11 protein-coding genes are annotated in these 12,519 nt (G+C 73.7%); 7 read left to right on the forward strand and 4 right to left on the reverse strand.

Annotation, left to right across the window (positions count from 1 at the left end; translation table 11 throughout):
- Window positions 1-109: 109 nt before the first annotated feature.
- Genes ACGFSC_RS04315 through ACGFSC_RS04325 form a run of 3 tightly spaced genes read left to right on the forward strand, consistent with a single transcriptional unit; the run spans window position 110 to window position 2,723 of the window.
- Entirely contained in the window at window positions 110-1,159 is a 1,050-nt protein-coding gene (locus ACGFSC_RS04315) for a GSCFA domain-containing protein (RefSeq protein ID WP_359906830.1), read from the forward strand.
- Window positions 1,122-1,817: a hypothetical protein gene (locus tag ACGFSC_RS04320; protein ID WP_359906827.1), complete on the forward strand. Its 696-nt coding sequence runs from the start codon at window positions 1,122-1,124 to the stop codon at window positions 1,815-1,817. Before ACGFSC_RS04315 ends, ACGFSC_RS04320 begins: the two co-directional genes overlap by 38 nt.
- A gap of 33 nt (window positions 1,818-1,850) precedes the next feature.
- Window positions 1,851-2,723 (forward strand): TauD/TfdA family dioxygenase, encoded by an 873-nt coding sequence (locus tag ACGFSC_RS04325; protein WP_359906824.1) that lies wholly within the window; start codon window positions 1,851-1,853, stop codon window positions 2,721-2,723.
- Window positions 2,724-2,812: 89 nt separating this feature from the next.
- Here the strand turns inward: ACGFSC_RS04325 and ACGFSC_RS04330 are convergent, their stop codons facing one another.
- Together ACGFSC_RS04330 and ACGFSC_RS04335 are read right to left on the reverse strand one after the other, a co-directional pair.
- Window positions 2,813-3,592, reverse strand: coding sequence for a SpcZ (locus ACGFSC_RS04330; protein WP_359906821.1), 780 nt, complete (start codon window positions 3,590-3,592; stop codon window positions 2,813-2,815).
- A 217-nt stretch (window positions 3,593-3,809) separates the two neighbouring features.
- A complete protein-coding gene (locus ACGFSC_RS04335) occupies window positions 3,810-4,460 on the reverse strand; it encodes an NAD(P)H-binding protein (protein ID WP_359906818.1) in 651 nt (216 codons plus the stop codon).
- A 242-nt stretch (window positions 4,461-4,702) separates the two neighbouring features.
- Here ACGFSC_RS04335 and ACGFSC_RS04340 point away from each other — a divergent pair, with 242 nt between their 5' ends.
- The 3 genes from ACGFSC_RS04340 to ACGFSC_RS04350 all read left to right on the forward strand — a co-directional run bounded on the left by ACGFSC_RS04340 (window position 4,703) and on the right by ACGFSC_RS04350 (window position 9,159).
- Entirely contained in the window at window positions 4,703-6,247 is a 1,545-nt protein-coding gene (locus ACGFSC_RS04340) for an FMN-binding glutamate synthase family protein (protein ID WP_359906815.1), read from the forward strand.
- Window positions 6,248-6,497: 250 nt separating this feature from the next.
- Window positions 6,498-7,091 (forward strand): hypothetical protein, encoded by a 594-nt coding sequence (locus ACGFSC_RS04345; RefSeq protein ID WP_359906812.1) that lies wholly within the window; start codon window positions 6,498-6,500, stop codon window positions 7,089-7,091.
- Window positions 7,092-7,599: 508 nt separating this feature from the next.
- Entirely contained in the window at window positions 7,600-9,159 is a 1,560-nt protein-coding gene (locus ACGFSC_RS04350) for a sialidase family protein (protein ID WP_359906809.1), read from the forward strand.
- A 77-nt stretch (window positions 9,160-9,236) separates the two neighbouring features.
- Here ACGFSC_RS04350 and ACGFSC_RS04355 read toward each other — a convergent pair whose 3' ends face one another.
- Window positions 9,237-10,160, reverse strand: a complete 924-nt coding sequence (locus ACGFSC_RS04355) for an endonuclease/exonuclease/phosphatase family protein (RefSeq protein ID WP_359906807.1) — start codon at window positions 10,158-10,160, stop codon at window positions 9,237-9,239.
- 45 nt (window positions 10,161-10,205) lie between these two features.
- Complete coding sequence (locus tag ACGFSC_RS04360) at window positions 10,206-10,880, reverse strand: MerR family transcriptional regulator (protein ID WP_359906804.1); 675 nt, start codon at window positions 10,878-10,880, stop codon at window positions 10,206-10,208.
- 270 nt (window positions 10,881-11,150) lie between these two features.
- Between ACGFSC_RS04360 and ACGFSC_RS04365 the strand changes: the two genes are divergently transcribed.
- Window positions 11,151-12,512: a DUF3533 domain-containing protein gene (locus tag ACGFSC_RS04365; RefSeq protein ID WP_359906801.1), complete on the forward strand. Its 1,362-nt coding sequence runs from the start codon at window positions 11,151-11,153 to the stop codon at window positions 12,510-12,512.
- Window positions 12,513-12,519 lie beyond the last annotated feature (7 nt).

Genomic DNA, 12,519 nt, shown 5'->3' on the forward strand with positions numbered 1-12,519 from the left:
CGGCGGGGCCGCAGGCCCGGTCCGCCCCGGCCCCGGCCCCAGCCCCTCAGCCGTCCCGCACCCGTGCCCCCTTCGACCGCCGCCGTCCGACCATCGGAGACCATCCCCCGTGAACCCCTACCAGGCGCTACCGGCGCGCTCGTTCTGGCGCTCCGCCGTGGCCGAGCCGGACCCGCTCGCCATCGAAGACCTCTGGACGCCCGCGTTCGCGATCGGGCAGGACGAGCCGATCCTCACCGCGGGGTCCTGCTTCGCCGCGCACATCGGCCGCGCCCTGCTGGAGCGGGGCATGAACTGGTACGACGCGGAGCCGGCCCCGCCGGGGCTGACCGAGCAGGAGCGCAGGGCCCGCCACTACGGGGTGTTCTCGTTCCGCACCGGGAACATCTACACCGCCGCCGTGCTACGGCAGTGGCTCTCCTGGGCCTTCGGCCGCACGACCCCGCCCACCGGGGCGTGGCTGGACGAGGGCAGGTACCACGACCCCTGCCGTCCGTCCGTCGAACCCGGCGGCCACGCCTCGGCCGAGGAGATGCTGGCGGCCCGGGGGACGACCCTCGCCGCCATCCGCGAGGCCGTCACGGAAGCCGGCTGCCTGGTCTTCACCCTGGGCCTGACCGAGGCGTGGCGGGACCGCGCCGACGGCACCGTCCTGCCGTCCTGCCCCGGCACCGTGCGCGGCACCTTCGACCCGGACCGCCACGTCCTCCACCGGTTCACCTTCGACGAGGTCCGCCGCGACCTGACGGACGCCGTGGCACTGGCCCGCGAGGCCAATCCGCGGCTGCGGGTCCTGCTGACCGTCTCACCGGTTCCGCTGACCGCGACCGCGACCGGCGGCCACGCTCTCACCGCCAACACCCACTCCAAGTCGCTGCTGCGGACGGTGGCCGGGCAGCTGACCGAGGACCTCGACGACGTCGACTACTTCCCGTCGTACGAACTCATCACCGGTCTCCCGTTCCGAAGCAGGTTCTACGCGCCGAACCTGCGTGAAGTGACCTCCGAGGGCGTCGACTTCGTGATGCGCCACTTCATGGCCGGGCTGTCGCGGCCTTCGGCGGAGCCGCGACCGGTCCGAACCGGTACGCCGGCCGCAGGACCGAAGGGGGTGGACACCTGTGACGACGCCGTCCTCGACTACTACCGCCCCCGCTAGGTTCCTGCTGCTCGGCGACTCGCACGCCGGCCCGATCGGACGAGCCGCGAAGGCCGCCCGGATCCCCTTCCAGGGCGGCCCGATCGGTGCCGGGCGCGAGTTCACCGACGACTTCTTCGCGCCGCGCGAGCACGACGTGGTGTTCCACAAGGCGGAGGCCGACGCCCACTATCGCGGCTTCCTGGCCGGCATGGACGCGGACGGCCTCGGGGGCCTCACGGTCCCCCTGGTGTCCACCTTCGGCCTCAGCGCGCACTTCGTCGCCACCCGGGAGAACTGGCACCTCCACCGTGGCCGCGACGGCGGGTTCGCCCCGGGCTTCCTCTCCGGGCCGCTGTTCGACGCCGTCGTCCGCGCCACCGTCCGCGACGCGCTGGCCTTCTACCGCCACGCGCTCGGCCTCGGCCTGCGGGTGCTGGCCGTGCTGCCGCCGCAGCGCGTACCGGAGCAGTCCGACCCGGTGGTGTTCACGGCCGCGCAGGAAACGGTCCGAAGCGCGCTCGACGCCCTCGGCGTCGAGCTCGTCGACCTCAGGGCCCGCACCACCGGACCGGACGGCTTCCAGCGCCCCGAGCTGTGCGAGGCCGACGACTCCATCCACGGCAACCTGGCCTTCGGCCGGCTGGTCCTCGCGGACCTGCTGGCACGCGGGCTGTGACGACACCGAATCCCCCCACCACAGGAGCAGGTCATGGAGCAGTACGAGCTGGACGCGGTCAGGGCCGTCACCACCAGGCCCGCCAAGGAGTACCGGACCGTCACGGTCGACCCGGTCACTCCGGTGATCGGCGCCGAGGTCTCCGGCGTCGACCTCTCGAAGGAGCTGTCGGACGATCAACTGGCCGAGCTGAAGCAGGCGTTCCTCGACCACCACGTCCTCGTGTTCCGCGACCAGGAGCTGACGGACGAGGACCACAAGCGCTTCGCCGGGCACTTCGGCGAACTGCGCCCGGTCAACCCGCCCCCGGTCGACGCGGATCCGTACGTCCTGGAGATCAGCACCGGTGCCGAGGCGGACAACGTCGCCGGCAACGGCTGGCACGCCGACGGCACCGCCGACGCCGAACCCTCGCTCGGGTCGATGCTCCACATCACCCGCGTACCGGAACCGGGCAGCGGCGGCGACACCCTGTTCGCCAACATGCACCTGGCGTACGAGATGCTGTCCCCGACGATGCGCGAGCTGCTCGACGGCCTGACCGCGATCCACGACGGCCTCGTCGCCTTCCAGGGCTACACCCCGCCCGAGGGGTACGTGATCCCCAAGAGCGAACACCCCCTGGTGGTGCGGCACCCCGAGACCGACCGCAGGATCCTCTACGTCAACAAGGCCTACACCGCGCGCATCCCCCAGCTGTCGCCCGACGAGAGCCGGGCCCTGCTCGACCTGCTCTGCGCGCTGCCCGCCCAGCGGCCCCTGCTGAGCTGCCGCATCCGCTGGACCCCCAACACGCTGGTGTTCTGGGACAACCGCTGCGTCCAGCACCACGCCACGTACGACTACCACCCGCACACCCGCTACGGTCGCCGGGTCGCGATCAACGGCGGGCCGCTCAAGGGCTGATCCGGTCCGCGCCCGGACCTGAGCCCGGGGCCCGGACCCGGGTGCCTGACCCCGGGTGCCGGACTCAGGGTGCCGGGCTCAGCTCCGGGTCAGGCGGCTTCCGCGCGGGCCAGGCAGGCGGCGAGGCCGTCGGCCAGCCGCGCCCGGGTGGCGCGCTCGCCGCGCTCGTCCCGCCGGTCGGCGTGCACCAGCACCACCGCGCGGACCCGGGCGGACGGCCAGGTCGCGGCGTAGGCGGCCGGGTCCGCCGCCGCGTACGCGGCCGCCACGGCGGCCGCGTTGGCCAGGGCGTTCGCGTCGGCATGGGCCCGCACGTTGGCCGTGGTGTTGAGCTCCGCGTAGGTCTCGCCGTACTGGGCGGCCTCGGCCGCGTCGTAGCCGTTCGCCAGCGCGTAGGAGCCGGCGGCGGCCGCGGCCGCCGCGTGGGCCTCGGCGTACGGGTACGCGTGGTGGAAGAGTTCCCGCAGCTCCGGTTCGAGCGCCGCGCGCCACGTGCCCTCGTCGATCCGACCGCCGCCCAGGGCGTCCGCGTGCAGCGCCTGGACGTGCCGGTGCTGCGCCACGGACCCGCCGCGCCGTGCGCTCGCCTCGGTCAGCACCGGCCCGACGGCGGAGCAGTACCAGTCGTGGACCACGCTGAAGGGCACCCTGCCGTTCAGCCGCTCCATCTCCCGGCGCACACGGCGTGCCCAGGCCCGCGCGGCGTCGGCGTCCATGCCCTCGAACAGCGCCTCCGACACCTGCGCCAGCCAGGGCGGCACGGCCGGCCCCCCACCCGGCGCCGCCGCCGCACCCGCCGCCCCGACCGGGGCCGGTGTGAGGGCGCCGAGGGAGGAGTGGAAGGCCGCGAAGGTCTCGGGAGTGGTCATCCGCTCTGCTCCTCAGGGGCTCGTCCCCGACCCGGGCGGGAACGCCGAACCGGTGAAGTCCGCTGGAGCGGTGGAGAAGTGGAGCTTCACCGGCCGCTCCGGTGAGGAGATCGTACAGGCGCGCACACCGCGGGGGAGGGGTTCCCGGGGCCGCCCGCACCTCGGCCCGACCCGCTCTCGCCGCCACCGGGCGGACACCACGGGCGGAGCGCGGGGTTCAGTCGCCGACGGCGAAGCGTTCGCCGACGTGGTTCTGCTGCTCGATCTCGTCGACGAGGGCCACCGCGTAGTCCTCGGCGGAGATGCGGCTCCTGCCCTCGGAGTCCACGACCAGGTCGTCGAGGGCGGTGCGGTAGGTGCCGGTGCGCTCGCCGGGCTCGATCTGTCCGGCGGGGCTGAGGCAGGTCCAGCGGACGTCGTGGACGGAGCGGAAGAAGTCGAGGGCGTCGCCGTGGGCGTGCATGATCTGCAGCAGGGGCTCGGGCAGTCCTTCGGCGTCCCACACCTGCTTTCCGTCGGGTGTGCGCAGCGAACCGGCGCCGTTGACGGTGATCAGCCGCGGGGCCTTGCCGTCCAGCGGACGCAGCCCGGCCACCAGGGACTCGGCGGAGGGTGCGATGGTGGCGATGTGACCGGGCCCGTCGCTGCCGCCGACGGCGCTGACGACCACGTCCTGCCCCTGGGCCGCGGCGGTCACCGAAGCGGGGTCCAGGACGTCGCCGGTGATGACGGTGAGGCCGGGACGCTTCTCGGTGAGCCTCCCGGGGTCGCGGACGACGGCCGTGACGTGGTGGCCGCGGTCCAGCGCCTCGCGCAGGATGCGGCTGCCGATCATGCCGGTGGCGCCGTACAGAGCGATCTTGGCCATGGCGGGTCTCCTCGGGACCGGGCATCGGGTGGAGGCACCACGCTAGCCAGCGTGCCTTCGTCGCCCGGGAAGGCGCGCTGGCACCCCCTGGTCGCAGGAGGGTCGGCGCGGCCTTCTAGCATCGTGTCGCATTCTTCGACGGAGCTGCTGCCCGGTTGGCCGTGTCCCCGCCGTCCCGCACCCCGTACGACACGACGGCTCCACCGCCCGGCGGTGGAGCCGTACATCGAGGAGGAACGTCCATGCAAGCCCGGAAGATCGGCGCGGCCGCCGCCACAGCGGTGGCCCTCCTGGCGGCCCGCGACCTCGTGCAGAAGCGGCACGCGCTGCTCCGGAACTTCCCGGTGGTCGGGCACGCCCGGTACCTGCTGGAGACGATCGGGCCGGAGCTGCGGCAGTACATCGTGACCTCCAACGAGGAGGAGCGCCCGTTCAGCCGTGACCAGCGCACGTGGATCTACGCGTCGGCGAAGGAGGAGAACAACTACTTCGGGTTCGGCACCGAGGTCGACGTCGAGCACGTCCAGGGGCACGCCTACCTGAAGCAGCGCACCTTCGCCGGCACGCTGCCCGACGCGCACGACCCGCAGGCCGCGCTGCCCTCGGCCAAGGTGCTGGGCGGGCCGCGCGGGCGCGCCAAGGCCTTCCGGCCGGCGAGCGTGGTGAACATCTCGGCGATGAGCTTCGGATCGCTCTCCGGCGCGGCCGTCACGGCGCTCAACAAGGGGGCGGCGCTCGCGGGCACGATGCACAACACGGGGGAGGGCGGCCTCTCGCCGTACCACCGCAACGGCGGAGACCTCGTCCTCCAGCTCGGCACGGCGTACTTCGGCTGCCGCAACGAGGACGGCACCTTCAACCTCGACAAGCTCAAGGAGGTGGTCGCCGGCGCGCCCGTCAAGGCGATAGAGATCAAGCTCTCCCAGGGCGCCAAGCCGGGGCTGGGCGGGATGCTGCCGGGCGCGAAGGTGACGGCCGAGATCGCCGGGATCCGCGGCATCCCGGAGGGCCGGGACTGCGCCTCGCCGTCGCGGCACTCCGCGTTCGGCGACGTCGACTCGATGCTCGACTTCGTCGAACTGCTCGCCACCGAGACCGGTCTGCCGGTCGGGGTCAAGAGCGCGGTGGGGGAGATGGGCTTCTGGCAGGAGCTGGCCTCGCTGATGGCGCGCGGCGACCGCGGGGTCGACTTCGTGACGATCGACGGCGGCGAGGGCGGCACCGGGGCGGCGCCGCGGATGTTCGCCGACTCGGTGTCGCTGCCGTTCCGGATGGGCTTCTCCCGGGTCTACGGCACCTTCGCCGAGTTGGGGCTGACCGACGAGCTGACCTTCATCGGTTCCGGCAAGCTCGGCCTGCCCGAGAACGCCGCCGTGGCCTTCGCCCTGGGCGTCGACATGATCAACGTGGCCCGTGAGGCGATGCTGTCGATCGGCTGCATCCAGGCCCAGAAGTGCCACACCGACAAGTGCCCCACCGGCATCGCCACCCAGAACCCGTGGCTGGCCCGCGGCATCGACCCGGCCTCGAAGGCCGACCGGGCCGCCTCCTACCTGCGCACCCTGCGCAGGGAGCTGATGAAGGTCTCGGCGGCCGTCGGCGTCGCCCACCCGGCACTCATCACGGCCGACGACTTCGAGATCATGAACGGCGACTACGAGGCCCGCACCCTCGCCGGTGTCTACGGCTACAAGGAGGGCTGGGGCGAGCTCGGCCCGCACCTCGCCGAGGAGATCACGGCGCTCCTCACCGGCGAGTCGGCCGCCGCCCGGAAGCCGGCGGTCTGAGGCACCATCCGGCCCTCGCGTGACGGCGACCGGTCGTCACGGGAGGGCCGGGCGGCCGGAGGGGCGTGAGGGGCGGAGGGGCGCCACCGGGACCCGAGGGGGTGCCGGGAAGCTGCCGGTCGATCTGCCGCAGCCCCCCGGGACGGCCGCCATAGCCTGGGCGCCCGGCGCGCAGGACCAGGCTGACGCGCCGTCAGAACGGCGGCCCCCGTGGCTCGCCGTCCCCGTCCGGAAGGATCCCAAGCCCGCCATGACCACTCTCCGCACCCGGGCCGCCGCCCTGGCGGCCGTCGCCGCCGTCGGGTTCGCCACCCTCACCGCCGGGACCACCCACGCCGCCGCGGCAGCGCCGTCCCCGGCCGCCCCCTCGGTCGCCCAGGCGCCCGCCGCCGCGCCCGCCGCGGTCGCGGCGCTGTCCACGCCCACCCGCATCCCGGGCAACACCGCGATCTCCCGCAACCAGGCCTGGTACTCGCCGGACGGCCGGGTCGTGTTCGCCATGCAGGGCGACGGCAACGTCGTGCTCTACCGCGACAACAAGCCGGTCTGGGTGGCCCCCGGAGCCATGCCCGACGGCAACGTGCTGGTCATGCAGGGCGACGGCAACCTCGTCGTGTACTCCGCCGCCAACACGCCGCTGTGGAACAGCCAGACGGGCGGCCGCCCGGGTGCCGAGCTGGCCATCTACAACGAGGGCGCGATCGCGGTCGTCCTGAACGGCAAGGTCCTGTGGACCTCCGCCCCGTCCACCCCGGCGCCCCTCCCGGCCTGCCCGCCGTGGGGCCCGCCGCTCCCCGGCCAGATCGTCTGGCCGTGGTGCCCGACCTGGCCCTTCCCCGCGTAACCCTCCCGACCGGCTCTGCGGCCCCAGGTCCTCGCCCACCCGGCGGAGGACCTGGGGCCGTGAGCGTGGGCGCGGACGTGGATCCGGGCTTGTGTGTGGGCCCGATTCCCGTTCCCCGCGGGGGATTAAACGCCCAAGCCGTCGTTCCGTGAGATTCGGCCGTACATCTTGTGCGATGTCATGATCCGGCTCACACTTCCGATTTGCGAACATGTGTGCACGGTCGCATGGGCGCCCTTCACCCTTGCGCCTGCCGGGATCCCCGGCGGTCGGAGGGACGTTCCGTGTCACGCTCCCCCCTGGGAAGAGGACGGATCGTCGCGCTCGCGCGGTCCGCCGACTCCCGCGCCGCCGGCCATCACGACACCCCACCTCGCCGAGGGGCCCGGCGGCTGCCGTCGTCATCGCGCCCGAGCCCGGGCATCGGGGCAAGGGCAAGGACCACGAGGTGCGGCCTGCCGCGCCCGCCGGGTCGTCCGAACCACCCCCCCACGCGAAGGAGCTTCGGATGAAGCACCCGCGCACCCCCACCCCCTGGCGCAGGCCGTTCGCCGCCGTCGCGGCGGCCGCCCTCCTCCTGGCCGGCGCGGCCTGGAACGCGAGCCCGGCCGGCGCGTCCGCGCCGCCGGCCCGCGCCGCCGGCGACGCCACGTCCGGCACCAACCCGACCGCCCTGACCGTCGACGGCGGCGGACCGAGCCTGGTCCGGGTGAGCAGCGACCCGTTCACCAGCGCCGGCAGCCAGTACGCCACCGAGGTGGAGCCCGACACCTTCGCCTACGGCGGCACGATCGTCTCCGCCGCCCAGGTGGGGCGGTTCACCGACGGCGGGGCGGCCGGCCTCGGCTGGAACACCTCGCTGGACGGCGGCCTCAGCTGGCAGCACGGCATGCTGCCCGGCCTCACCACCCACTGGGGCGGCGGCAGTTGGGCCCGCGCCTCCGACCCCGCGGTCGCCTACGACGCCAGGCACGGCACCTGGATGGTGGCCGGCCTGGTCATCGACTCGGGACGCAACCCGGTGGGTGTGACCGTCAGCCGCTCCGCCGACGGCCTGCACTGGCAGCACCCTGTGCGGGCGGTCGGCCACGACGGCCAGGCCTACGACAAGGAGTGGATCGTCTGCGACAACACTCCGACCAGCCCGTACTTCGGTACCTGCTACGTCGAGGTCGACATCCCCTCCTCCGACAACCTGATGGTGATGTCCGCCTCCCGGGACGGCGGCGCCACGTGGTCCGCCCCGACCGGCCCGTCCGGCGTCAACCTGGGCCTCGGCGGTCAGCCGCTGGTGCGGCCCGACGGGACGGTCGTGGTCCCCTTCTCGACCGACACCACCTCGATCCGCTCGTTCAGCTCCACCGACGGCGGCAGGTCCTGGAGCTCCACGGTCCTGGTCGCCGATGTTGTCGCGCACGAGGTCGCGGGCGGGCTGCGCGACGGCGAGGGCCTGCCCTCGGCGGAGATCGACGCCGACGGCAGGGTCTACGTCGCCTGGCAGGACTGCCGCTTCCGGGCCGGCTGCGCGGCCAACGACATCGTCTACGCGAGCTCGGCCGACGGCACCACCTGGTCCGCCGTGACCCGGGTGCCGATCGACCCCGCCACCAGCGGTGTCGACCACTTCATCCCCGGCCTCGGCGTCGACCGCACCACCGCCGGTCGCACCGCCAGGCTCGGTCTGTACTACTACTTCTACTCGAACGCCGACTGCACCGCCGACACCTGCGAGTTGGAGGTCGGCTTCGTCTCCTCCACCAACGGGGGCGCCACCTGGAGTGCGCCGCGGACCGTCGCCGGACCGATGTCGGTGTCCCGGATCGCCGCCACGAGCGGGGGCGGCATGGTCGGTGACTACCTCTCCACGTCCGTCCTCCACGGCAGGGCCGTGGCCGTCTTCGCGGTCGGCAGGACGCCGACCGGCGGCCAGGCCTTCGACGAGGCCATGTACGCCGTCGCGGGCGGCCTCGCCGTCCGGCCCGGCACCGTTCCCTCCACTACCGGGCCGGTCGTCGTCACCGCGCCGCCCGACCGGGAGCGGCACCGTTCGCCGGTGACCAGCTGGTGACCAGCTGGTGACCGGCCGCTGACCGGCCGCTGACCGGTCGGGCCCGTCCTCCCGCCCGACGGGAGGACGGGCCCGGCCTACAGCGGCAGTTCGACCACCACGGGCCGGTGGTCCGACACCGGCATCCTGGGCGCCCGCACCGAAGCCGCCCGGTGCGCTCCGAGCCCGGCCGCCAGGACGTGGTCGAGCTGCACCAGGGGGCGGTGCGAGGGAAAGGTCCGGACCCGGGCCGCTCGAAGCCAGCCGGACCGGGTCGGCGGGCCGTCCGGCCGGGGCTGCGAGGGCCTCGACGGGGAGAGGAGCTCGGCCGCGCCGAGCGCGACAGCGGGAATCGCGCCGACGATGTTGAAGTCGCCCAGCAGCACGTGCGGCCGGGGAAGGCCGGCGATCCAGCGGTGCACGGCGAGGAGTTGGCCGACGTTCCACCCCGGGACGAACGACAGGTGCAGCGCCACCGCGGTGAACGGGCCGCGCCGCCCCCGCAGGACGGCGGCCAGTGCCGTGCGCGGATGGTCGCGGATCACCGTGAGGCCCGCCTGCCCGGGAAGGCGCAGCGGGACGGCGAGGGGAGGCGCGCCGAACCGCCGGGCCCGCCAGCCGAGGACCGGCAGCCTGGAGAGCAGCGCGATGCCGTGCGAGGGAACCTCGCCGTCGTGGCCCGCGCCCGGCGGACCGTACACCCGCAGCCCCGGTTCGGAGCGGTCGCGGACCCAGGTCCGGCCCGGCAGGGCCCGGGCGTGGAACGCCGAGGCGTAGCGCCAGTCCGCGGCACCGGTCGCCTCGGCGACCGCCCGCGCCTGGTCCACCCGGCCCGACCGCTCCTGGAAGCGGTCGAGCTCCTGCAGCGCCACCACCTCGGCGTCCAGGGACGCGACGGCGTCGACGAGCGGGTGCACGGCGGCGGTGCCGGGGGCCGTCGCCGGCGGGTGGCCGTCGGCCGGGAGCCGCTGCCCGTGCAGGACGTTGAAGGTCGCCAGGCGCACCAGCGCGGAGCCGATCATGGATGGACGGTACAGCAACGGGCCGGGCCGCATCGGCGCCCTCGCTCAGTCGCTCTCCCGGGGCTTCTCGCTCTCTCCGGGCTTCTCGGTGGTGCGGGCCCAGGCGGTGCGGCGCTGGGATTCGTGTTCCTGGGCGAGGCGGCGCAGGACGGCGAGGACCGGTTCGAGCAGGAGGACGACGATGGCGGCGTGCTCGGCGAGCCGCAGGGGGTCCTTGATGCCTTCGAGCTGGTCGAGGTCGAGGCGTGCGGCGGTGGCGGCGACCTCGGCGTAGGGGAGGAGGTCCTCGGTGCGGTAGCTGACGCCGAGGCGGTCGAGGTCCATCAGGCTCGCGGCGAGGGCCCGGCGGTGCGGCGAGTCCTCGGAGACGTTCCAGCCCATGGCGGCGAGCAGCTCGTCGACCCGGTGCGCCTGCTGGTCGACGGCCTCCGTCTCGGCGGCGTCCACGGGCGTGGGCAGGGCGTAGTGGACGACTCCGAGCCTGGCGAGCGGGTCGAGGGGCTCGTCGAGTGCGGCGAGGACGTCGCGGGTGGCGGCGATGGACAGGCCGCCGCGGGCGGTCAGGGCGCGGATCAGCCGCAGCCGCTGGACGTGTTCGTCGCCGTAGAGCGTGAGCGTGGCGCCGAGCGGTCGTCCGGGCGGCAGCAGGCCCTCGCGTACGTAGTACTTGATGGTGGCGACCGGTGTCCCGGACTGCCGGCTCAGGTCGGAGATCTTCATGCGCGCTCTCGCTCGGACTCGGTGTCTGTGATCAGTCTCGCAGGCCGTCGAATGGACTCCGTCCACTGATAGTGCCACTATCGGGCTGGATAGTGAAGGTTCCAGTTGGGCTTTTGAACAGCCACAACGCCGGGAACCGGCTGTTCGTCCCTACCTGGAGCGCCGTCACGGCGCGATACCGCAACCGGAGCACCATGCCAGCCCCAAGCCCCACCGGAACCGGGCGCCACGCCGCGACCCCCGCCCCGCCCCGGAACTCCGGGAGGAGTGATGTCTGAGCCGAGCCGTGTCGCGAACGTGAGCGCCCGCGGACTGCTGCGCAGGAAGAGCCTGTGGCTGCCGTCGGCGGTGATCCTCGGCCTGCTGTCGTTCGTCCTGTCCCTGCTCTACCTGGGTGCCAACAACGACCCGGTCGGCTCGACGAAGGACATGCCGATCGCGCTGGTCAACGCGGACCGCGGCACCCAGGTGGCCGGCCAGCGGATCGACCTGGGCGCGCAGATCGTCGCGCAGGTCACCGGGGCCGACGACCTGAAGGGCAAGGTCTCCTGGAAGCAGGTCGACCGCGCCACCGCCGACGACCTCCTGGGCAAGGACAAGGTGTTCGGGGCGCTCGTCATCCCGGAAGACTTCTCCGCCACGGTCGCCGCACTCGCCGGACCGGCCCAGCACGACCCGCACCCCCCGACCATCACGGTGCTGACCAACCCCGCGGCCGGAAGCTTCGGCTCCTCCATGGCCACGGAGATCAACCGCAACGTCGTCCAGGCCACGTCCGTCCAGCTCGGCCACCAGCTCACCGAGCAGCTCGCGAAGCAGCAGGCCGCGCACCAGGCGGGCGCGGCCGCGGCGGACGGTTCCGCGGCGCACCAGGCCGCGCCGGGCGCCGCCGCCCAGCTGATGGTCACCGACCCGGTCAAGGCCGTGATCCAGGAGGGCCACCCGCTCGGCCACCACAGCGGCCTCGGCCTGAGCGCCTTCTTCTACACCCTCGTCCTGGTCCTGGGCGGCATGCTCGGCGCCAACGTGATCCACACCCAGGTGGACACGGCGCTCGGCTACATCTCCAGTGAGAAGGGCCCGTTCCGCAGCACGGCGCCCGCCCAGCACATCAGCCGGACCCGCCACTTCGCGGTCGCCTCGGTGCTCATGGTCGTCCTCGCGGCGCTGACCTCGGCCCTCGCGATGGCCGCCGCCGTCGGCGTCATCGGCATCGACGCCTCCCACCTGCCCCTGCTGTGGCTCTTCGGGACCTGCGCCACGGCCGCGATGGGCATCACCGGGCTGGCCCTGCTCGCCGCCTTCGGCACCCCGGGCCCGATCGTGTCCATGCTGGTGCTGGTCGGCCTGGCGATCCCGTCCGCCGGCGCCACCATCCCGCTGCAGGCGCTGCCGGACTTCTACCGGTTCCTGGCCGACTTCGAGCCCTTCCGCCAGGTGGTCGACGGAGTCCGCTCCATCCTCTACTTCGGCGCGCAGGCCGACGCCGGACTCGGCCGGGCCTGGGCCATGGTCGGCATCGGCTTCGCGATCTCCGTCGCCCTCGGCCTCGCCGTCACCCGCCTCTACGACCGCAAGGGGCTGCACCGCAGCCCCGCCCGCGTGCCGCAGCCGGCCCCGGCGGCCGGGTGACCCGCCC

The organism is Kitasatospora sp. NPDC048715, assembly GCF_043198905.1.
Lineage (GTDB): Bacteria > Actinomycetota > Actinomycetes > Streptomycetales > Streptomycetaceae > Kitasatospora > Kitasatospora lactacystinica.

Excerpts from the sequence above, each read along its gene's own strand:
- ACGFSC_RS04325 (WP_359906824.1), top strand. The coding sequence starts at position 1,851 with ATGGAGCAGTACGAGCTGGACGCGGTCAGGGCCGTCACCACCAGGCCC.
- ACGFSC_RS04330 (WP_359906821.1), bottom strand. The coding sequence starts at position 3,592 with ATGACCACTCCCGAGACCTTCGCGGCCTTCCACTCCTCCCTCGGCGCC.
- ACGFSC_RS04335 (WP_359906818.1), bottom strand. The coding sequence starts at position 4,460 with ATGGCCAAGATCGCTCTGTACGGCGCCACCGGCATGATCGGCAGCCGC.
- ACGFSC_RS04340 (WP_359906815.1), top strand. The coding sequence starts at position 4,703 with ATGCAAGCCCGGAAGATCGGCGCGGCCGCCGCCACAGCGGTGGCCCTC.
- ACGFSC_RS04345 (WP_359906812.1), top strand. The coding sequence starts at position 6,498 with ATGACCACTCTCCGCACCCGGGCCGCCGCCCTGGCGGCCGTCGCCGCC.
- ACGFSC_RS04350 (WP_359906809.1), top strand. The coding sequence starts at position 7,600 with ATGAAGCACCCGCGCACCCCCACCCCCTGGCGCAGGCCGTTCGCCGCC.
- ACGFSC_RS04355 (WP_359906807.1), bottom strand. The coding sequence starts at position 10,160 with ATGATCGGCTCCGCGCTGGTGCGCCTGGCGACCTTCAACGTCCTGCAC.
- ACGFSC_RS04360 (WP_359906804.1), bottom strand. The coding sequence starts at position 10,880 with ATGAAGATCTCCGACCTGAGCCGGCAGTCCGGGACACCGGTCGCCACC.
- ACGFSC_RS04365 (WP_359906801.1), top strand. The coding sequence starts at position 11,151 with ATGTCTGAGCCGAGCCGTGTCGCGAACGTGAGCGCCCGCGGACTGCTG.